This is a genomic window from Flammeovirga sp. OC4 (assembly GCF_000812565.1).
Taxonomy (GTDB): Bacteria; Bacteroidota; Bacteroidia; order Cytophagales; family Flammeovirgaceae; genus Flammeovirga.
Window position 1 is genome coordinate 29,903 of the sequence record NZ_JTAM01000013.1, and the last position, 21,407, is coordinate 51,309.

Annotated in this window: 19 protein-coding genes; 11 read left to right on the forward strand and 8 right to left on the reverse strand. The window is 35.4% G+C overall.

Features of this window, described 5'->3' with window-relative positions; translation table 11 throughout:
* Window positions 1-137: 137 nt before the first annotated feature.
* Both PL77_RS11325 and PL77_RS11330 read left to right on the forward strand, forming a co-directional pair.
* Window positions 138-1,517 carry a glutamate decarboxylase gene (locus PL77_RS11325; protein ID WP_044205028.1) on the forward strand — a complete coding sequence of 460 codons (1,380 nt, stop codon included), beginning with the start codon at window positions 138-140 and terminating at the stop codon, window positions 1,515-1,517.
* A 75-nt stretch (window positions 1,518-1,592) separates the two neighbouring features.
* Window positions 1,593-2,231, forward strand: a complete 639-nt coding sequence (locus PL77_RS11330) for a YrhK family protein (protein WP_156152329.1) — start codon at window positions 1,593-1,595, stop codon at window positions 2,229-2,231.
* Window positions 2,232-2,239: 8 nt separating this feature from the next.
* Here PL77_RS11330 and PL77_RS11335 read toward each other — a convergent pair whose 3' ends face one another.
* From PL77_RS11335 to PL77_RS11345, 3 genes are all read right to left on the reverse strand, one after another.
* Entirely contained in the window at window positions 2,240-4,102 is a 1,863-nt protein-coding gene (locus PL77_RS11335) for a M23 family metallopeptidase (protein WP_044205029.1), read from the reverse strand.
* Window positions 4,103-4,240: 138 nt separating this feature from the next.
* A complete protein-coding gene (locus PL77_RS11340) occupies window positions 4,241-5,068 on the reverse strand; it encodes an energy transducer TonB (protein WP_082026495.1) in 828 nt (275 codons plus the stop codon).
* A gap of 227 nt (window positions 5,069-5,295) precedes the next feature.
* Entirely contained in the window at window positions 5,296-6,360 is a 1,065-nt protein-coding gene (locus PL77_RS11345; RefSeq protein ID WP_044205031.1) for an aminotransferase class V-fold PLP-dependent enzyme, read from the reverse strand.
* 139 nt (window positions 6,361-6,499) lie between these two features.
* Between PL77_RS11345 and PL77_RS11350 the strand changes: the two genes are divergently transcribed.
* The 6 genes from PL77_RS11350 (at window position 6,500) to PL77_RS11375 (ending at window position 14,386) form a co-directional block, all read left to right on the forward strand.
* The gene (locus PL77_RS11350) at window positions 6,500-7,324 is read left to right on the forward strand and encodes a queuosine precursor transporter (protein ID WP_371199215.1); all 825 of its coding nucleotides are present in this window, start codon (window positions 6,500-6,502) and stop codon (window positions 7,322-7,324) included.
* 55 nt (window positions 7,325-7,379) lie between these two features.
* Window positions 7,380-7,724, forward strand: a complete 345-nt coding sequence (locus PL77_RS11355) for a hypothetical protein (protein ID WP_044205033.1) — start codon at window positions 7,380-7,382, stop codon at window positions 7,722-7,724.
* A gap of 182 nt (window positions 7,725-7,906) precedes the next feature.
* Window positions 7,907-8,962 carry a pseudouridine synthase gene (locus tag PL77_RS11360; RefSeq protein ID WP_063769015.1) on the forward strand — a complete coding sequence of 352 codons (1,056 nt, stop codon included), beginning with the start codon at window positions 7,907-7,909 and terminating at the stop codon, window positions 8,960-8,962.
* 357 nt (window positions 8,963-9,319) lie between these two features.
* Window positions 9,320-10,660 (forward strand): NAD(P)/FAD-dependent oxidoreductase, encoded by a 1,341-nt coding sequence (locus tag PL77_RS11365; protein ID WP_082026502.1) that lies wholly within the window; start codon window positions 9,320-9,322, stop codon window positions 10,658-10,660.
* 229 nt (window positions 10,661-10,889) lie between these two features.
* Window positions 10,890-13,688 (forward strand): phosphoenolpyruvate carboxylase, encoded by a 2,799-nt coding sequence (locus PL77_RS11370; protein ID WP_253273981.1) that lies wholly within the window; start codon window positions 10,890-10,892, stop codon window positions 13,686-13,688.
* 221 nt (window positions 13,689-13,909) lie between these two features.
* Window positions 13,910-14,386 carry a histidine phosphatase family protein gene (locus tag PL77_RS11375; RefSeq protein ID WP_044205035.1) on the forward strand — a complete coding sequence of 159 codons (477 nt, stop codon included), beginning with the start codon at window positions 13,910-13,912 and terminating at the stop codon, window positions 14,384-14,386.
* On the opposite strand, the gene PL77_RS11380 is transcribed toward PL77_RS11375, so the two are convergent.
* Window positions 14,381-15,163 (reverse strand): TIGR01458 family HAD-type hydrolase, encoded by a 783-nt coding sequence (locus PL77_RS11380; RefSeq protein WP_044205037.1) that lies wholly within the window; start codon window positions 15,161-15,163, stop codon window positions 14,381-14,383. The genes PL77_RS11375 and PL77_RS11380 overlap by 6 nt on opposite strands.
* Window positions 15,164-15,274: 111 nt before the next feature.
* Between PL77_RS11380 and PL77_RS11385 the strand changes: the two genes are divergently transcribed.
* Both PL77_RS11385 and hisC read left to right on the forward strand, forming a co-directional pair.
* Window positions 15,275-16,261: a kelch repeat-containing protein gene (locus tag PL77_RS11385; RefSeq protein ID WP_082026497.1), complete on the forward strand. Its 987-nt coding sequence runs from the start codon at window positions 15,275-15,277 to the stop codon at window positions 16,259-16,261.
* A 15-nt stretch (window positions 16,262-16,276) separates the two neighbouring features.
* Complete coding sequence (gene hisC, locus PL77_RS11390; protein ID WP_044205041.1) at window positions 16,277-17,341, forward strand: histidinol-phosphate transaminase; 1,065 nt, start codon at window positions 16,277-16,279, stop codon at window positions 17,339-17,341.
* A 72-nt stretch (window positions 17,342-17,413) separates the two neighbouring features.
* On the opposite strand, the gene PL77_RS11395 is transcribed toward hisC, so the two are convergent.
* The 4 genes from PL77_RS11395 to PL77_RS11410 are packed head-to-tail and all read right to left on the reverse strand — an operon-like array spanning window position 17,414 to window position 20,283.
* Window positions 17,414-18,238: an aminotransferase class IV gene (locus PL77_RS11395; protein ID WP_044205043.1), complete on the reverse strand. Its 825-nt coding sequence runs from the start codon at window positions 18,236-18,238 to the stop codon at window positions 17,414-17,416.
* A gap of 4 nt (window positions 18,239-18,242) precedes the next feature.
* Window positions 18,243-18,710 carry an SsrA-binding protein SmpB gene (smpB, locus tag PL77_RS11400; protein WP_044205044.1) on the reverse strand — a complete coding sequence of 156 codons (468 nt, stop codon included), beginning with the start codon at window positions 18,708-18,710 and terminating at the stop codon, window positions 18,243-18,245.
* Between the two features lie 10 nt (window positions 18,711-18,720).
* Window positions 18,721-19,428 carry a 2-phosphosulfolactate phosphatase gene (locus PL77_RS11405; protein WP_044205045.1) on the reverse strand — a complete coding sequence of 236 codons (708 nt, stop codon included), beginning with the start codon at window positions 19,426-19,428 and terminating at the stop codon, window positions 18,721-18,723.
* Between the two features lie 3 nt (window positions 19,429-19,431).
* Window positions 19,432-20,283, reverse strand: a complete 852-nt coding sequence (locus tag PL77_RS11410) for a hydroxymethylglutaryl-CoA lyase (protein WP_044205046.1) — start codon at window positions 20,281-20,283, stop codon at window positions 19,432-19,434.
* A 269-nt stretch (window positions 20,284-20,552) separates the two neighbouring features.
* Here PL77_RS11410 and PL77_RS11415 point away from each other — a divergent pair, with 269 nt between their 5' ends.
* On the forward strand, window positions 20,553-21,374 hold the full coding sequence (locus PL77_RS11415) for an alpha/beta fold hydrolase (RefSeq protein WP_044205047.1): 822 nt from the start codon (window positions 20,553-20,555) through the stop codon (window positions 21,372-21,374).
* Window positions 21,375-21,407: the final 33 nt, after the last annotated feature.

Below are 21,407 nucleotides of genomic sequence, written 5' to 3' on the forward strand. Positions count from 1 at the left end.
AGTTGTTCATAGATAGGGCTTTATCAAAAAAAAATCCCTAAATTTTAAAGTCGTTACGTTCTCGTGTATTTGAGAAGTAACGACTATATTCTTTTAAAAACTATTCTATTTCTTTATATCATAAATGATATTTCGCAATGCTGAAAAAAAATAAGAAAATTAGCGACCCCCATGCCCTTCACAATGCTGTCAAGTCAATCAGAAACCAAGTTCAAGTTCCTAAGTATTCTTTACCAGAGGAACAGATGGAACCCGCTCAAGCCTATAATATCATTCATAATGAATTGATGCTGGATGGGAATGCCAGACTCAATATGGCTACTTTCGTTACTACATGGATGGAACCGGAGGCTGAAAAATTAATGGCTGAAACCTTCGATAAAAACATGATTGATAAAGATGAGTACCCTCAAACAGCAGAAATTGAGGAGCGTTGTATCAATATAGTTTCAAAGTTATTCCACGCACCTGACACCGGAAATGCAGTAGGTTCTTCAGCAATTGGATCTAGTGAAGCAGTGATGTTGGCAGGGATGGCTTTTAAGAAAAAGTGGAAAGAGAGAAGAGAAAAAGCGGGATTGTCTACCGATAAACCTAATCTTGTGTTAGGTACTAATGTGCAGGTAGTTTGGGAGAAGTTTTGCCGTTATTGGGACGTAGAACCTAAATACATTCCGATGAAAAAAGGAAAGTATGTCATTACAGCTGATGAAGTAGTCAATACCGTAGATGAAAATACTATTGGTGTAGTCGCAATTTTAGGAACAACATTTACAGGAGAATTTGAACCAATTGAAGAAATTCATGATGCATTGGTTGAGAATAATACAAAGACGGGTTGGGAAACACCATTGCATGTTGATGCGGCGAGTGGTGGCTTTGTTGCACCGTTTATTCATCCTGGATTAAAATGGGATTTTAGATTGCCACTTGTGAAGTCGATCAATGTTTCTGGGCATAAATATGGTTTGGTATACCCTGGTATTGGTTGGGTAGTTTGGCGAGATGTATCAGATTTACCCAAAGACCTTGTTTTCCATGTGAACTATCTAGGAGGAGATATGCCCACATTTACCTTGAACTTTTCACGCCCAGGAAACCAGGTCATCGGCCAATATTATAATTTTATTCGACTGGGAAAACAAGGTTATCGTCAGATCATGAAGGATCTCCAATTTATAGCTATGAAAATTTCATCTGAAGTGGAAAAGTTAGGCCATTTTGAGTTGCTGAGTGATGGAAGTACAATTCCAGTTTTTGCCTTTAGTGTGAAAGATGGATTGAACTTCTCAGTCTATGATATTTCAAGTAAATTAAGAGAGAGGGGGTGGTTGGTTCCGGCGTATACTATGCCAGCCGATACAGAAGATGTAGCCGTACTGAGGATCGTTGTCAGAGAGGGCTTTAATAGTGATATGGCCACCATGTTGATCCATGATATTCAAAAAGCAGCAGAACACTTTATTGCAAGGGGAGATCGAGAAATGAGGACATCGGGTTCTAGTTTTGCTCATTAATTATACTGAAAGCTCAGTTTTCAGATAAAGCTGAGCTTTCTTTTTCCATTACAATATCCCTTTAAAACTTATATTATGCATATACATTTACATCCACTTACGTCAAGAAGAATGGTGTTATGGATGTCTATATTATTTATGGTAGGAGCATCTTGTTTCATCTATTCAAGTTTTACGTTTTTGCTCCCTCATCCCAATGAATCATTTCTCAATATTATCTTTTTTATAGGTTCTATTCCTTTTACTTTCGCTGCATTTTTTCAGTTATTGAATGCTACAAATCAGAAGAATCAGGAATGGAAACTTATGGCTTTCCGCCCTAAAAATAGCGGTTATATTGCAGGGTTAACACAATGGCTTGGTACATTACTATTTAATATCAATACGTTTGATGCAACTCGAAAACTCGATTGGTTAGAAGGGGATTTACTGGTTTGGGTACCCAATATGTTAGGGTCCATTTTATTTCTGATTTCTGCTTTTTACTTACTTAAAGAAATCTCCTTTAAGCTCAATTGGGACGATAGGGAAAACCTAAGTATTTGGATCAACATGCTAGGATGCATCACATTTATGATATCTGCCATTGCTTCAATTTATTTACCGCAACCATTGCCGCTAGCCTTTGTTCAATTTGCCTTGGTCAATACAGGAATTGGTGCCATTTGCTTTTTTTTAGCAGCATTTATTGGATTGACAAGATTACCAGAATAGTATTTGTATTAATACGTTTTTTCAAAAACAGAAGTATTACCAGCTCTGTCCGTAATGATCATTTTAAACTTTCCTTTCAAAGGTTGCTTATCATTCAACAGTCGGGTCTGAATGTAATCTTTCTTCGCATCATATTCTAATAGAATAAATTGCCCATTTAAGGTCGCTTTATAAGAGGCGATTCCTGCATCTTCATCTTCAATTTTGAAACGTAGTTGATTACTTTTCCATTTCTTTAGAAGTATAATTTTTGGAGGCGTATTTTCAGGTAAGATAGTAAACTTACCCAATTTAGAGGTTCTGAAACTGATAATATTATCATTCCATCGTCCACCTAAAAAGTGTTTCTTTCCTTTCTGATCAATTCTGAAAACAAAGTTTTTGTCATCAATAAGTGAGGAATCATTGACTTCATAATGTACCAAAGCACTAGCGTGTAGTGGTGTATAGTAGTCATTAATTTTTAAAAGGTTTTGGCCTTCTTCAATCGTTAGATATAGTGTGTCAAATAAAGAATGTTCTCTAAATTCAATATTGACATTTTTACCATAATACTTTAATGATGAATGATGGGGAACCTGATATTCTAAATGCGTGTCTAACTGAGTGGAATCAATAGAACACATAAATGGAAGGCCATCTCTTAGATCCCATAAATAGTAATTGACATTTCCTTTGTGGTAAGCAGGTTGAATTTTTTGATTCCAAAGTGGGAAATGTAGTTGAAGTGATTTTCCTTTCTCGGCAGGGATAGCCACTTTCATAATATTTTCTTCGATTGATATGGAGTCAAATTGCTTGCTAAATTTAGGTGTGGGGATGTGCCCTTTAATAGTGAATTTGGTGACGGTGTGATTGTCAAAACTATCCCAAAGTTCAATTCTTATATTCTTTCTCTCATTGGGGTTTACTTCAATAAATCCAGTGAGTGAACTGTCTGGATAAATTGGTAAGTGGTTACTGTCAAACTTGTACAGCCTTTGGTATCTCCTTTTAGTGTCTAAAAATGCTTTGTAGTCTGTAAACGTATTAATATTTGCACTCTTGTCGAAAGGAATACGATTGATGATGTGCTCATAGATAAGTTGATCATTTTCAAAAACTTGAATTTTGTTGATACCATATTTATTATAAGTACCATCAGCACGATCATAGGTGTCAATTTCTACACCTACTTTTCCAAGAGCATTAAAAGTAGAGGCTTGATAATAACCATATTTTCCGGAAACGGACTTCAAAATTGGTGCAAATTCACCTTCAACTCTGCTGTAAATTTCAAGGGGTCTTAATCGTACGCTTCTTACCGTAGGGGGAATGTTATCCATGACTTCGCTAAAACCGAAATCAACGGGATTGAGTGGTCTTTCTTCTTGGTCTCTAATTTCAAAATGGAGGTGAGGTCCGGCTGAAGAACCCGAATTTCCAGAATACCCAATGATATCACCTTTTTTGATGACAAATAGGTTTGAAGGAAGGTTTTCTAAATCAATTTCAAATGACTCTTTTTCGTATTGTTTCTTGACAATATATTCTTCCAATTTTGGGGCAAAACGTTGTAGGTGACCATAGACAGTCCATTGACCATTGGGGTGCATCATATACAGACCGCGGCCATAGCCAAACGGAGAAACTCTCATTCGGATGATATAACCATCTTCGGCGGCATAAATCGGAAGACCTTCTACACCTCTTGTTTTAATATCTAAACCACCATGAAAATGTGTTGTTCTCAATTCACCCATAGAACCCGCAAAATAGTTCTGTTTTCCAGGTTCAATCGGAAACAGGTAATCAGGAGTGTAAGATGTTTCTTGGGCAATGCTGAGTAAAGAAATACTCATTAAAGAAAAGAACAATTGTAATTGTCTCATGAAAAGTTAGATAAATTATTAGCTACTAAGTACAAATTCAAAATTGACTTTGTACTTAAAAGGTCAGAAATAAATGCATAAAAAAAAACCGATGTTACAGTAAATATAACATCGGCCTTTTGAAATCAAAGGTTTGGATTAACCTAATTTGAATGAAATTGGTAATACCATTCTTTGTTTTACTGCACGTCCACGTTGCTTACCAGGCTTCCATTTTGGAGCTTTCTTCAATACGCGAACAGCTTCTTCGTCACAACCAGCACCGATACCACGAACAACTTTGATGTCCGTTAAAGTACCGTCTTTGTCAACGACGAACTGAATGTATACTTTACCTTCCACACCCATACGCTTAGCTTGCGAAGGGTATTTCATGTTTTTACCTACCCACTTGTAGAATTTACCCATACCACCTGGGAAACCTGCAGGGTCCTCTACGATTTCGAAGATTTCCTCAACTGCTTCTTCTACTTCTTCCTCTTCAACTTCTACTGCTTCTTCAATTACAGTTTCTTCGTCAAATTCCTCAGGGATTTCGATTTCGATTTCGTCCTCGATTTCCTCTTCGTCTGGCACCTCAACGATTACTGGAGCAGTAACTTTTGGTGGTGGAGGTGGTTGTTGTTGTGTAACTGGTACATCCATCATTTCCTCTTCAGCAAAATCAATTGAACCTAAGTCCATTAATGTTTGATCTTCATACGAAGGGAATTCCAATGCCACTAATACAAAAAGAAGTGATAATGAAAGACCAATTAAACCAAATAATGTAGAATATTTTGAAACGTCTACATCGTTATACTTTTTTACAAGAATACTTCCTTCTTGTCCTGATTTCTTTCCTGACAAAATATCAGACCCTGTTTTGTTGATTACAAAACGGAAAATCTGAATTAGTGCTAGGAAAAAGACTACGAATAAGACTGCTGTCCATGTCGCGCCTAAAGATCCTAAGATATCTACCATCTGAATACGAATTTAATGCTGCGAATAATCCAAATCATATTTTATTCAGCGCCCGAAATTACGATTAGTATCCGTTATTTACAAAAAGAAACTGTAAAGAACGGTTAAAAATTGTTTATACGTGTTTTGGGACGCTAAACATAATATGGCACAAAATAATTATGTGAAATCTTATAATGAGTAAATTTAACTGTTTTAACAGTATCTTGTAAGCTATATTTCAAAAATTAAGAATTATCCCCTTTTTTGAATGATTTAAAAAAGGAAATCAAATGTTCAAAATCATTGTCTGAATGGGCAGGAAAATTAGCAATTCTAAAAGAATTATTTTTCCAAGGTCCGTAACCATTCCCCAATAGAATTCCGTTTTCAAGTGCTTTTTCTTTAATCCTTAGAAGTTCGTCAGGGTTGCATTTTACACCAATGACAGTCTCAGATTGTAATTGTGAGTTACTGATTAGTGGTGTGAAACCTAACCGGATTAATTCTTTCTTTACTCTATTTCCTCTTTTTCTTAAGTGATCATATATTTTTGAAATAAATGCTCGATTTTCCATCACTTTTTTCAGAAGAAAGATATTTAGAATATTAGGAGTATGAGTTGTTTGAAATTTCAAGTTGTTTTGATAGATAGAATGCAATGAATTATAGTGGAAATCTTCCTGTTTCATTTCTTTCAACAACTTTGGAGAACAAACCATCACAGATAACCCCGCAGGTAGCCCAAAACATTTTTGAACTGAAGCGTACCAAAAATCAGCAGAGCGCCAATTAATATTGACACCAGACATTGCACTTGTTGCATCTACAAAAATCAACGATTTTGGAAATCGACTTCTAAGCTTTTGAATAGTCTTAGAATGCACTTTTGTAGTGTTAGAAGTTTCGCAATTCGTTAGACAAAAGATATTTTTTTGCTTTTTGTCTATTTTGACTTTGTTGAGACTGATCCTTTTTTGAGGTGAATAAGGAATGTGAGTTACTGACTTATTGATGTGCTCATTATAGTTCGCCCACTTTTTCCCAAAAGCACCATTATATATATGTATGAAATTAGCATCAAAAGATTGAGCACTTATTTCCCAACATTCCGTAGCACTCGAAGCAAAAAGTACATGATAATTTTTAGGGATGTTGAGTTTTTCTTTCACCACCTTTATACATGACTTCATCATCTCCATAAATTGTGGACTTCTATGGTTGTATTCTATCAACTGACTATCCATTGCTTCTTGCATATAATCTCCTACAAGAGGTTCTATTTTACTAGGTCCAGGATAAAATGAAATCATTTATTTTACATTTAATTTAAAACAAGTCGCAAAGATAATAGTTCAAAAAGAATATACAGTCAAAGTGATTTGCAATTGAGCATAAGAAATCTGTAATTTAAATCATAATATAATCTACTAACAACGCTTTAAACACTCTATGGCAGTTCAATTTTCTAACATGAATCAGGCAAAGGATAATAAATCACAGGAGAAAAAATACCAGACCTTATATATAGGTTTATGTGCAATATTTATAACAAATGCTATAGTGGCAGAAATGGTTGGGCCTAAGATTTTCTCTTTGGAAACCCTACTAGGAGTTGCTCCTATGCAACTAGAAGTAATAGATTCTTTTGTATTGGATTTTAACCTTACAGCAGGAGTGGTCATTTGGCCTGTTGTTTTTATTACTACAGATATTATCAATGAGTATTATGGAAAAGAAGGCGTAAAGAAGATATCATTTATAACTGCCGCTTTAATCTCTTATGTCTTTTTTGTGATTTTGATGATCACCGATTTGCCTCCAGCCCAATTTTGGTTAGATCTGAACAATGTGGACAGTCAAGGAAACCCTTTCAACATTGAAGAAGCATTTGATAAAATCTTTACACAAGGACTAGGAATTATAATTGGTTCATTAGTAGCATTTCTTATCGGTCAGTTTTTGGATGCTTATACATTTCAATGGTTGAGGAAATTTACAGGAAGTAAACAAATCTGGGTACGTGCTACAGGGTCTACCTTATTCTCTCAGTTAGTGGATAGCTTTGTCGTATTAGGAGTCGCTTTTTATATCTTTGGAAATTGGTCTTTAGAGCAAGTGATTGCGGTAGGTATTATTAATTATATCTACAAATTTGGAATAGCGGTTCTAATGACGCCTATATTATATGTTGCACATTATTGTATTGATTTATATCTTGGGAAAGATTACTCAAAATATGTGACGGATAGAGCATCTAAAACAAGTTTGTTCTAGATCTTTTTTAAGATTGAAAATAGATTTTATTACTTCGAAGACCCTTAATAATATCATGCTAACAAATGTAGATTTTAACGGACTATATGACATCGCTGATGGAGATGAAGAATTCTTATTTTCTATTCTTTTAGTGATTGAAAAGAATTTAAAGGAATACCCTGCAGAGTTGACGGCATTGCTAAGTAACAATGCAATCCTTGAGTTTGGTAAGAAAGCACATAAACTAAAATCAAGTACAGCCTACCTTGGACATGAGGAATTAGAAGAACTATTGATCTTTATGGAAGATGCAATTAACCATGAAAAGAGTGTACTTGAAGAAAAACTGAAACAACTTTATGCATTGTCTGATGCTGTTCTTATCGATATTCAAAAGAAAATTGAAGAATTATCTTAAAATTTAGAGATTGTTTTCAATAATTATTGAAAGAATACCTTAAAGTTCACGAACTTTGTGCTTTGAATAAGTACTTGGACATGAACACCCTTTTGTTTTTGTGAGAGACTTTTCAAAATCTATGGTCTCCATAGACAGTTTACTGCCGTGTTGGCAGCATGTTGAATTTCTAATTTATTTAGATGAAAAAGCGTACTCCTAATTCAGGAAAATCAAACTTGAGTCCTTTCAAAAAGTTCATCAAGGAAAAACCAAAGAGAGAAACGTTCTCTGAAAAGCCTGCTCCAAGAAGAAAACCTAGTAAAAAGCTAGAAGAAAAGCTCAAAGCAAAAAAAGATCAAAAAATCAGAGAGACGGTATACGGATCATCAGACAAGGAAATCAAAAAACCTATATATGATGTAAAGAAAGTAATTTCTGTTGCTAAAAAGGTTAGAGAAGAAAGCGAAGAGGTAAAAGCAAAGAGAACGAACGAGGTACGGTTAAATAAATATATTTCTAATGCAGGAGTTTGCTCAAGAAGAGAAGCTGACAAGCTGATTGCAGAAGGTCTTGTAAAAATCAATGGTGAAGTAGTGACAGAAATGGGCTACAAAGTACAGCCAAATGATAGAGTAGAGTATGAAGGAAAGCTTTTAAAGAAAGAACAGTATGTATATGTTCTATTAAATAAGCCGAGAGGATTCATTACTACCACTAAAGATCCATTGGAAAGAAAAACAGTAATGCAATTGGTGCAAAATGCTTGTGAAGAACGTATCTATCCTGTAGGTCGTTTGGATAGAAATACCACTGGTTTATTACTTTTTACAAATGATGGTGAGTTTGCAACGAAAGTGGCACACCCATCAAGTAACACTCAGAAGATTTACCGTGTAGAGTTGGATCAGCCTTTAAAAGAGGAAGATGAAATGACTTTACGTGATCGTAAATTTGAATTGGAAGATGGTTCCCCTTATATCGATGGGTTGTCTGTTAATGAAGATGATCGTAGAGAAATTGGTATTGAGCTTCACTCTGGTAAAAACAGAATTGTTAGAAGAATTTTTGAACACTTCGGCTATACGGTAGAAGTTTTAGATAGAACGGTTTTAGCTGGTTTGACTAAGAAAGACCTTCCAAGAGGTAAATGGAGATACCTTTCTGAGCAAGAAATGATCTCTTTAAAATACCTTTCTGGTTTGGATAAAAAGAAAAAGAAGCCTGCTAAGGAAAGTAAAGCGAAAAGAAGAAGATAAATAAGGCTTGTACTTAATATATTATTAATCCTGATTTTGAATAGATGATATTCGAGGTCAGGATTTTTTTGTGCAGCGATAATCTTATTACTGGTTAAAGGTGGTTAAGAGTGTGAATTCACTTACAATTAAGTGAAAAGAAGTAGCGGAAAACCATTATTCAATTAAAAATTAGGAAGTCATTACTTCAGATAGAAAAATCTATTGTTTTAATGGACTTTTAGTACTTAAATGGTGTATTTTTATAGTTATTAATAAACTATACAAAATTGGTATTCAGAATTATCTCAAATCATCATTTTTTACAGATTATTGATGATCAACTCTCGCTTACCACAAACAAAAATTCACTGTTATATGGACAAAGTTATTGACGTACCAGACCTAGGAGTACCAAGAATAGTAATTGTAGGAGGAGGTTTTGGAGGATTAGAATTAGTAAGGCACCTAAAGAAAACAGACTTTCAAGTGGTATTGTTAGACCGAAACAATTATCACACTTTCCAACCATTATTATATCAGGTGGCAACAGCAGGTTTAGAGCCTGATTCCATTTCATTTCCAATTCGAAAACTTTTTCATGGGTTTTCCAACTTTTATTTCCGATTAGCAGTTGTCCAAAAAGTAGATATCGAAGGCAGTAGAGTATTGACTGATATTGGTGAACTAAAATATGATCATTTGGTGATTGCCTCAGGATCTAGAACCAACTTCTTCGGTGATGAGAAGATCAAATATCACTGTATGCCTTTAAAAACAGTAGTACAGTCACTCCAATTAAGAAGTCTTTTATTACAAAACTTCGAGCAAGCACTTCAAACAAAAGACCTTCAAGAAAGATCTGCACTGATGAACTTTGTAATTGTTGGTGGAGGTCCTACTGGTGTGGAATTAGCGGGTGCCATTTCAGAACTAAAAAAATATGTACTTCCCGTTGATTATCCAGAGTTGGATGTAAGAAGAATGGAAGTGCACTTGGTAGATGCTGGAGACAGGGTGTTGAATGCTTTATCTCCAAAATCATCTCAAAGTTCTCAGAAGTACCTGAAGAAACTTGGTGTGATTTTACATCAAAATACATTTGTAACGAGCTACGATGGTGAAGTGGCAACGACGAAGAAAGGAGATCAAGACGGTGTGATTTACTCAAGAAACTTGATTTGGTCAGCAGGTGTGGAAGGAAACTCGCCTAAAGGGTTAGATGCTTCTTTAATTACAGAAAGAGGTAATAGAATTTTAGTGGACGAATATAGTAAGGTGCTTGGACAGGAAAATGTGTATGCAATAGGAGACGTAGCGAGCATGAAAACCAAAGATTACCCTAATGGTCATCCGATGGTGGCACCTGCGGCAATGCAACAAGCAACACAGTTGGCAAAAAACTTCAAGAACGAAGCAAAAGGAAAGCAGAAAGAGCCTTTTGTCTATAAAGATAAAGGGAGTATGGCTACAATTGGTAAAAATAAAGCTGTAGTTGAGGTAGGAAGTTTCAAGAGCTCAGGGCCTTTTGCATGGTTTATATGGATGTTTGTGCATATTATGTCCTTATTAGGAATGAGGAATAAATCTATCGTATTTATCAACTGGTTTTGGAACTATTTGAATTATGACCGATCTAATCGATTGATTACAAATAGGTTTAGTAAAGAAGAACGGAAGCAAATGAGAGATCAAGGAAAAGCAGGCGTTGTAATTTAATACAGATGTCAACGAATGTATTGCTAATGATCATTATTTTATAATAGGATAGGTAATTAAGATCATCTTAACTATGATTAAGAATTAAGATATTTGTTCCATAAAGAAAGATAAGATTTAGGAATTTACTATAAATCTCAAACTTATTTACTTAATTTGTAATCAAAAGCAACTTTGATTGCATATTGTGTAAAGAATAAAATTATCTCATAATTATAATAATCGCAGAATGTCTAAAGAAACAGCAGTAACGCCACTGAGCGCCCTTGAGGTTGTGAAGAAGCATCTGGGTAAACCCTATGAGGACCTAGAGTTTTTACTTCAGTGTTTAAAAGAGGTATTAATCGAGAATGGCGAAACAGAACTAGCAAACGCAATTCCATGGATTAACGAAGGAACTTCTTCCCTCAAAAAAATAGACGAGAAGCATATGCAGCTTTATTCTATCGTATTCCAATTGTTGAATATGGTAGAAGTAAACGGAGCCGTGCAATCAAGACGTAAGAAAGAAAACGATTTCGGTCTTGCGAGCGTGAAAGGTTTATGGGGAGAAAGATTAAAAGACTTAAAAAATCAAGGTTATACGCAAGAGCAGATTGCAGACCTTTTACCACAAGTAATGGTCGAGCCTGTATTAACAGCTCACCCTACAGAGGCTAAAAGATCTACAGTATTAGAGCACCATAGAACATTGTACTTATTGTTAGTTCAGAGAGAGAACACAATGTACACTGGTATCGAGCAACGCTCTATCAATGCTCAAATTAAATTAATATTAGATACATTATGGAGAACAGGTGAGATCTTCGTTGAGAAGCCAGATGTAGCTTCTGAAAGAAGAAACGCTATTCACTACCTTACAAATGTTTTCCCTGAGGTATTACCGATCTTAGATCAACGTTTCCAACAAGCTTGGGGTGAAGTTGGTTTTGATAAAGACCTTATCAGAAACATCGGAAGCCGTCCAAGAGTATCTTTCGGTAACTGGGTTGGTGGTGACCGTGATGGACACCCATTAGTAACTCATGAAGTAACTGAAGAAACATTAAGCGTTTTACGTTTAAATGCATTCGTATTAATTAGACGTTCTTTATTTAACCTAGTGAAAAAGCTTTCAGTGTCTTGTGATATTGAAGATGCTCCAGCAGCATTACAAGCTCGTATCGCTGAGTTGCAAAAAGAATTAGGCGAAGACGGTAAGCAAGCAATTGATAGAAACGTAGGTGAAGCATTCAGACAGTTTGTGAACTTATGTTTAGCGAAATTACCTGTAGACGTAAAAAGAGAGCACGCTGTAGAATTACAGGAGACTGAAGGTAAATATAGAATGGCTACTGAACTTAAAGCTGATTTGGAGTTACTTCAGTCAACTTTAGTAGAGTACGGTGCTAATAGATTAGCTTATTCTTATGTAAATGATGCGATTAGAGTATTAGATACATTTGGATTCCACTTAGCTCGTCTTGACATCCGTCAAAACAGTGCATTCCACGACAAAGCAATTTCTCAAATCTTAAACGCAGCTTCTTTAGATGGTGATAGCTTCTTATCATGGTCAGAAGAGAAGAGAGTAGCGTTTATGAACAACGAATTGCTTTCAAACAGACCTTTCACTCACCCATCTACTCAATTACCAACTGAAGCTAATGCGGTAATTTCTACTTACAGAGTAGTTGCGGAACACGTGAAAAACTATGGTACAGCAGGTATCGGAGCGTTCATTATCTCAATGACTCGTTCAGTATCTGACTTGATCGCAGTTTACTTATTAGCAAGAGAGGCAGGTTTAATGGAGCAAACTCCAGAAGGTTTAGTTTGTAAACTTCCTGTAGTGCCATTATTTGAGACAATCGAAGATTTGGATATCTCTCCTCAAGTAATGCAAAGCTTCTTGGATCACCCTATCACTCGTCGTAGCTTAGAATACCAAAAACGTCAAAGCGGAGATAAGAAATTAACGCAGATGGTAATGGTAGGTTACTCAGATAGTAACAAAGATGGTGGTATCCTTGCTTCACAGTGGGCATTACACCATGCTGAAACAAGCTTATACGAAGTGGGTGAGCATAGAGATATTGCGATCAACTTCTTCCACGGTAAAGGTGGTACTATTTCTCGTGGTGCAGGTCCTACTCAGTGGTTTATCCAAGCTTTACCTCACGGTGGTGTAAACGGTAACTTCCGTTTAACTGAGCAAGGTGAAACAATTGAGCAAAAGTATGCCAACAAAATGAACGCGAGCTACAACATGGAATTGTTATTAGCAGGTTCAGTAGGTAATACTGTAAAAGATAACTTAGGTAAGAAAGCGAAGCACGAGCTTGAAGGTGTAATCTCTTGGATGGCATCAGAAAGTAGAAACTTCTATGTAAACCTATTAGAGGATCCTAAGTTTATCAAATTCTATGGTGAGGCGACTCCAATTGATGCGATCGAGTCATCAAGAATTGGTTCACGTCCAGCTCGTAGAACGGGTAGAAGAACATTAGCCGATCTTAGAGCTATTCCTTGGGTATTCTCATGGAGCCAAGCTCGTTTCAATATGACTTCTTGGTACGGTGTAGGTTATACTTTAGAGAAATTATCTAAAGAAAGACCTGAAGACTTTGCGAAGTTGAAAGAATTGATCAAAACAGACCCATTGATCAGATACGTATTCACTAACGTTGATACTTCATTAGAAGCTACTGATGAAACTATCATGAAGGATTACGCTGCAATGGTATCAGATAAAGACGTAAAAGATTCTATCTTAACTATGCTTCTTGAAGAGTTGACAAGAACTAGAAAAATGATGGATAGCTTATTGAAAGAATCATTTGCTGAAAGAAGAAGTAATCATTACTACTCAAGCTTTATCAGAGCTGAAGCATTAAACCCGCTTCATAAAACTCAAATTAGCTTGTTGAAGAAATGGCGTAAGATGAAGGCGGACGAGAAAGCCAACCCAGAAGATGTGGAGGCTGTATTGTTCCAATTATTGACTTCAATCAACGCGATTGCATCAGCATTGAGAGCTACTGGTTGATACTTAGCTTGTTTAGCAACAAAAAACGATTCTCTGAAAAGGGGATCGTTTTTTTTATGTCTACAAAAAATATTTCTAAAATAATCCAATTGATGCTATGAAAACCAAATGATTATACCTAAATTTTATTAACTATTTTAAGAAGTGCGAAAAGTCAAATTTGACAAATAACTTTCAAACTACTTCAAAAGATTTTTTTACTAAATCTATTTTTCTATTTAATGAAAACATTACTTCTTATAAGACATGCAGAAGCCGAAAGTGCATATTTCGGTGTAGATGACAGAAGAAGGGAGCTAACCCAAGAAGGATTTACACAGGCAGTACATCTAGGAAAAAAAATAGCTTCTGGTAATTTTCAACCTGAGGTTATGTTTTATTCTGATGCTGTTAGAACAACAGTGACTACACAATTAATCTTAGAGCAATTAGATATGCCACAAGAAGCAATTTTTGTAGAACCCTCGTTTTATGAAGCCAATGTGGGAAGGCTGCTAGATTTTATCAATCAAAGGGCAGATCAAGCAGATAGTTTAGCAATAGTAGGTCACAATCCTGCCATCAGTTTTCTAGCAGAATATCTGACAGGTGACGTTATTGGAAATTTATCACCTGCAGATGCTGTAGTTATCACTTTTGATTTAGAATCATGGGAATTAGTTTCTCAAGCAACAGGATCGCTCCTGACTAGGTTATAATTCGTCCAATAATTCATTTAAAGCATTAAAGTCATCAACAATTATATCAGGTTGTATGATGGCTTTTTCTGTTAACTCTTTTCGGTATTTTCCTGTTTTTACCTGGATAGCGGTCAATTGGGCTTCTTTTGCCCCTTGAATGTCACCAATTATATCATCACCGATCATTAAAAGTTCACTGGCATTCAAACCGATTTTTTGAATGGCAGATTCATAAAATGATTTGTCAGGTTTACCGATACACACGGATGTGGTAGAAGTAGCAAACTCAAGTCCTTTGATAAATGCTCCAATATCGATCCTTAAGCCTTCACTAGCTTTCCAGAAGCGTCCATGATGTAGGCCCACAATTTTACTTCCGTTGATCACCTTTAGGAAAAGCTCATTCATCAGCTCATAGTCCCAGTTTTTTCCAATATCACCGACTACAATCACTTCTGGATCTTCCAAGTTCATCTCTATTTTTTCGTAGATCATCTCCTTGATAGAAGTGCTTGCTAATACTTGAGCATTTTTGAAATTATTGTTGATTAAATAATCTCTTGTTGCTAATGGAGGGCTTAATACTTCTTCCTCCTTTAAAGGAATCCCCATTTTATCTAATTTATGAAATAGTTCATTGGAAGTGATACCTGATGTATTGGTAACAAATAAGAATGGGTAACCTTTTTGTTTTAGTTTCTTAATGGTATCCACAACACCCTCAATCAATACTCCGTCATTGTAAAGTACTCCATCTAAATCACATAGAATACCATTAATATGTTTTAAATTCATGGATATAAGTTGTATTTTTCTAATTTTAACTAAACATAACATCAAAGAGTAAATTCAAACAATGATACTACTTACCTATGTTGTACTTTTGTATTAATAATTGAAAACTATATGAAGCTGTTATCTTCTTCAATATATGGATATTGTCTTTTGACGCTTAGCGTGATTATACAGTCATGTGTATCCGCCAATATATCAAAAGAGTTTGAGAATGCTACTTTGCGTTTTTCTAAAGGTACACCTATGCCATCACCTCGTGCATACATGGGTTATTGTAATACCCCTAAAACTACTTTTGTAGTAGGAGGAATGAACAAGGCAGAAGAGCATTACAATACAATACTCTCGTATTCTCCCAAAAATGATAGCTGGAATGAAGTGACTCCTATCAATATCAAAGGAGAGAAACTCATCAACACTACCATTTCAAGCGGAAGTATGTTCCTGTTTAACGGAACGAAAGGGAATGAAGATGATCCCATGGCTAGTATCGATGTCAATGTGAGAGAGGTAGCCTATAATAACAGAGTACCAGAAATTATGAATGTGTCTTTAAATCCTCAGGCTATTCATAAATCTTCCATTGCAGAATGGAAAGGAAGGGTATTCTTATTCGGAGGTAAAATTGACAATGACACTTACTCTAACACGCTGTTTTCATTTGATTCAAAAAAGAAAGAATGGAAACAATTAGCCCATATGCCAAAGCAGATGATTACTTATGGGGCAGTTTCAAATGGTAAATTATATGTGTTTGGAGGTAAAAATGAGGCTCCTATTGATGAGATCTACATGTATAACATCAAAGTAGACCGATGGGTGAAAGTAGGGAAATTAGCAGAGCCAATTGTGGATGCTACAATCACTAGCTACGGTAGTAATATTGTTATTTTTAGTAATGAACAACTCTTTATTTACAATACAGATAAAGGTACTTTGAAGCGTTATCATACGAATATTGGAAAATTAGTAGGTAACGGAATGACAATTTCTGCAGATAAATTGATTATTTTTGGCGGTGTGAAAACCAATAGTGTAGGAAAGGATGTTTATTCCTCAACGGTTTACACTTTGGACGTTCAAAAAATATTACAATAAGTTTATCTGTATACCATGAACAAAACTAACATAGATATACAGTCATTGTTACGTGAACACATCCGCTCAATGACGCCTTACTCATCAGCAAGAGATGAGTTTGAAGATGTATCAACGGAAAATATATTTCTTGATGCAAATGAAAATCCTTTTGGAACGGCTACGGGAGAACCTTATAATCGATACCCTGATCCATATCAAAGGGCAGTTAAAGCAAAGTTATCTCCAATAAAGAATATTCCAACAGATCATATTTTCTTGGGAAATGGCAGCGATGAACCTATTGATTTATTGTTTAGAGCTTTTGTCGAACCTCAAAAAGAAAATGTAATTATTCTCCCTCCAACTTACGGAATGTATAAAGTAAGTGCGGACCTCAATAACGTTGAAGTGAGAGAAGTTGCATTGACCGCTGAATTGGATTTAGACGTGGAGGGGATATTAAGTAAAGTAGATGAGCATACAAAAATCATATTCGTATGTTCTCCAAATAATCCAACTGGAGGAGCTGTTAGTTCTGATAAAATAGAACAGTTATTGACAAGTTTCGACGGGTTGGTGATTGTTGATGAAGCTTATATTGATTTTTCATCTCAGCCTTCATTTATCTCAAAATTGTCATCATATAACAATTTGATTGTGTTACAGACTTTTTCTAAAGCATGGGGAATGGCTGGCCTTCGCTTAGGAATGATGTTCGCTTCACCTGAAATAATAAAAGTGTTCAATACAATCAAACCACCTTATAACATTAATCAGTTGACACAAGAAAAAGCTTTAGAGGCTTTAGATAATGTGGATAAAGTGGAAGAGATGGTGCGTAAACTTCTTGCAGAAAGAACAAGATTGGAAGAAGAATTGGATAAAATGCCTTTTGTAAAAAACAGGTATCCTTCTGATGCAAACTTTATTTTAATCCAAGTAGAGGCTGCAGATAAAATGTACAATGAGTTGGTGGAAAAAGGGATTGTGATCAGAAATCGCTCTAAGGTATTATTATGTGATCAAGGCCTCCGTATCTCAATTGGAACCGAAGAAGAAAATAATAAATTCTTAGCAGAGTTTAGTCAGTTAGGCTAATTGATTATCTCAAAATGAATACCCCATAATAGTTTGAAAATCAATTATGGGGTATTTTTTATAAATAATATCTTAGTCATAAGCTTGTTCAAAAACTTTTTTCCAAGCGTCGACAACTTTATATTGCTTTTCGCCAATTTCTTTGATCATCGTCACACCTGTTACATTTGTTGTCATTACTGTATCTGCTTCCATCAGTTCGGCTTTTCGAGCAAATACTTTTCTGACTTTATATCCCTTTAGTTCTAAATGAGCAATGATATTTTTTCGAGCAATACCAGACACACAACCAACAGCCACTTTTGGAGTATAGATGACTTTATCTTTAATCCAAAAGAGGTTTCCAGAGATTGTTTCAGCAAGGTAGCCATCATAATTGATTAAAATAAGATCATCAAGTGCTCTCGTTTTCTTTTCAATACCTGCAAAGGTATAAGTCATAGAAGACAAAGACTTACAAAACGATACTGGAGTCAAAGGAACTTTAATGGACTCTCCATAATCAACTATCAAAGATTTTTTACTATCTGCTTTTTCAAAAGGTTGAATCGATAAAAGTGTGTAGTAGTTAGAGTTGTTAGGAGTATAGAGACCACCTTCTTTTCGCCAGATCATTAACTTTATTCTACAGTCACCTTCAATATCATTTTTCTTTTTCAATGTCTTGAAGGCACCATAGATATATTCTTTATCTTGAAAATCTGAAGGAAAGTTGATCTGAAGTTCTTTTAATCCACGTTTTATTCGATCAATGTGATCATCTAAAAATCGGATAGTCCCATTCTGGGAAATCATAGTTTCAAAAAGTCCATCGCCGTATTGAAACCCTCTGTCAGAATAAGATACTCCCGTTTTAGATGCTTTTTCGATTTCGTTGTTAAATAAGACGTAACTCATAAAGTTAGTATTTCATTCTAGATAACTCTCTTTTTTGATCTTTCTCTTTCAGATCATTACGCTTGTCATAAAGCTTTTTACCTCTTGCTAAGGCAATTTCTAATTTTGCTAAACCTCTATCGTTGATAAAAAGTTGAGTAGGGATAACCGTAAAACCTGTTTCTTTCACTTTTCTATCCAACTTATCTAATTCTCTTCTTGTCAAAAGAAGTTTACGGTCTGCTTTAGCTTCGTGATTATTGTAGCCACCCATTTCATAAGGAGCAATGTGCATGCTTCTTACAATCAGTTCATCTCCAATAAACAGGCAGAAAGCATCTTGTAAACTAACTTTCTGCATACGAATTGATTTTATTTCGGAACCTTTTAAAGAAATCCCTGCTACGAGTTTTTCAACAAACTCATACTCATGAGAAGCCTTTCGGTTTTTGATTTTTACTTTTTGTTTTATTTCTAATTTCTTTCCTCCCATAATGCTGATTTTAAATTGTTATTTCCCCATTCTTAAGAATAGGAAGTGCATCACAATAATCCTCCTGAGCACAAAAGGCAAGGTCAGACTTGGCTTTCAAACCACTTAATCGTTTAGCATGTGAAGCATTGAATTGAATGCTCTCTACTAGATTGTCTTTACATGCTTTATATTGGGTCAATGCCATGAATGAAGCATCGTCTGTAAGATTACATTCATCTTGTAATCTATCAATTAGAGCACCCGCAAATAAAGTATCTTCAAGACTTGGATTACCTTTCCATCCTGCACAAATAATGACAACGTCTTTTTGAGCTGATTTCAAAAAATTAGCAACAGCTGAAACATTCAATAAAGCACCGATAACGATCTGATCTGCTCTTTTCTTTGCTTCCGTAATCGCCACTGTACCGTTTGTTGTAGTCATGCAGATGTCCTTGCCGCGGTATTCTTCCTGCATGTGTTCTTGAGGAGAATTACCAATCGTGAACTCCTTTACTTTTACTCCCCCTCTTTCTCCAGCTGTAATATAGCCTTTTTTTGAATAATCAAGTGCTTCCTCAACCGTCATAACGGGGATAACACTTTTCACACCTGCATTTAAACCTGCAACCATACATGAAGTTGCTCTCAAAACATCTGTAACAACGGCAATTTTTCCTTCGAGTTGATGTAAGGATAAAATCTCCGGGGTGAGACAAGTCTCTATATTTATCATTTTCTAACCTATATTTTGACGTCTAAATTCTGACGCCTTCTTTAAAGTATCTAAGTTTAAGGCGGGCATTAACGAAGGTTGATCTTGGAGAGCCTCAATAAGTGATTCGGTGGCTAAGTTTCCAGTAAGACTGTCTTTAGCCATAGGACATCCTCCAAGTCCGCCAAGGGCTGTATCTATTCTTCTACAACCTGCATTAATTGCTGCTCTTGCTAGTTCAGTTGCCTTAAAAGGATTACAGTGCAAATGTACACCCAATTCTGTATTGGTCAATAATTTTGAGGCATTTTCAAATAAAACTTGAATATCTTTTGCATTTGCAGTACCGATTGTATCCGATAATGAGAGTATTGTTATGCCCATTTCAGAAAGTTCGTGTGCCATTTCTAACACTTTAGAGGTTGAATAATCCTCTTGATAGGGGTTGCCAAATGCCATTGATAAGTAGGCGACCGTTACTTTTTGATGCGCTTGTGCAATAGTATTGATGTTGTTTAATGCTTCTTTTGCAGCTTGGATCGATTTTTTTGTATTTCTTTCTTGAAAAATTTCTGAGACAGAAAGGGGAAAGCCTAAATATTCAATTTCAGCATGTTGTACCGCATCATTGGCACCTCTCTCGTTGACTACAATGGAGAGCAGTTTTGTATTCGTATTTTCCAATTCTAAACCAGCCAAAACTTCCTTTGTATCTTTCATTTGAGGAATGGCTTTAGGAGATACAAAACTTCCAAAGTCTAAGGTGTCAAATCCTACTTTTAGCAATAAATTCAAGTATTCAATTTTTGTCAGTGTAGGGATGAACTGAGAGAGCCCTTGCATTGCATCTCTAGGGCATTCTATAATTTTAACCATCGTTAGTAGTGTTTATTTTTGTGTGTATTATTGGTTCTCTTATTGAACTTAATGAAAAAAAAGATAAGCTGTAAATTTCCTCTACAAAAAATAATGTTGAATGGTTAATCAACTAGAAATGAGGAATATGTATTTTAAATTAATAATTTCTTATCATTCTGTAAATGAGGTGTTTACATTTTTATTTCTGATTAGAAATGATTATATTAATTGGATTAAATGAATATGAGAACTACTGTTCTGTCAGAATTTTAACCAATTAACAGACTATGGCTTACCTAAATGTAAACAACCAATCATTGTATTATGAGGACCATGGGGATAAAGAGGCTCCGGTAATACTTTTTATGCATGGCTTTTTGATGAGTTCAAAAATGTTTGCGTCACAAGTTGAATTCTTTTCTTCTTATCGTATCATTACTTTTGATGCAAGAGCTTTTGGTAAAACGAAGTGGGATGGAAAACCTTTCTCTTTATATGATACCGTGAGTGACTGTATGGCAATTTTAGATCACCTTGGCATTGAAAAAGTGATATTGGCTGGAATGTCACAAGGTGGGTATGCAGCATTGAGAGTTGCACTCCGGTTTCCCTCAAGAGTACAAGGCTTAATCTTGATTAGTACTTCAGCACATATTGATTCTGAAGAGGTAAAAACAGGGTATAGAGAAGTAAGAGATACATGGATGAATCATGGATTACTATCAGAACTACATGAGAATCTTATGACGGGTATTATAGGTCCTAAAGACGGAAATGAATGCCATTGGAATAAATGGACTCCGTTGTGGCAAGAAAGAACTGGAGAACAAATATTTCATGCCATGAATAACTTGATTGATAGAGATGATATTCAATCTTTTTTGCCCGACATCAAATGCCCAGCTTTAATTATTCATGGAGATCAGGATTTTGGAGTACCGTTTTCGATGGGACAATACCTTTATCAAAACCTTCCTAATGCTGTAGGCTTTATTAAAATTGAAGATGGTGCACACGGTGCGATTATGACACATGCAGAGACCGTCAATGGTACATTACTCTATCATTTGGAAAATCACTTGTTACCTAAATTGGAAAAGCAAGATTAGTTAAAATGAATCATGAAAAGGTTAAACTGTTTT